General features: G+C 65.3%; 1 protein-coding gene. It reads right to left on the reverse strand.

Annotation, left to right across the window (positions count from 1 at the left end; all coding sequences use genetic code 11):
* Positions 1 to 472 (reverse strand): NAD(P)(+) transhydrogenase (Re/Si-specific) subunit beta (locus ACM6J5_RS22355; protein WP_414929360.1); only part of this gene is annotated, 472 nt, incomplete at both ends.

Consider the following 472-nt stretch of genomic DNA (forward strand, 5'->3'; position numbering starts at 1 on the left):
TGAGCCTGCGATGATCAGCATCGAGTTGTTCAGCGAGAAGCCGATACCCGCCGCGGCCCAGCCGGAGTAGCTGTTGAGCATCGACACGACCACGGGCATGTCCGCGCCACCGATCGGGATGATGATCAGCACGCCGAGCACGAAGGCCAGGGCCAGCATCACGGCGAAAGCGGTGTAGTCGCCGGTGAGCATGAAGGTCACGCCCAGGCCCAGGGTGGCCAGGCCCAGCAGCAGGTTCAGCTTGTGCTGACCGCCGAACTGGACCGGCGCACCCTGGAACAGGCGGAACTTGTATTTGCCCGCCAGCTTGCCGAAGGCAATGACCGAGCCGGAGAAGGTGATTGCACCGATGGCGGCGCCGAGGAACAGCTCCAGGCGGTTACCGGCCGGGATCGCGTCGCCGAGGTTCTGCACGATGCCCAGCGATTGCGGCTCGACCACGGCTGCCACCGCAATGAACACCGCTGCCAGA

It is taken from the genome of Pseudomonas sp. IT-P74, assembly GCF_949768175.1.
In the GTDB taxonomy this organism is placed as follows: domain Bacteria; phylum Pseudomonadota; class Gammaproteobacteria; order Pseudomonadales; family Pseudomonadaceae; genus Aquipseudomonas.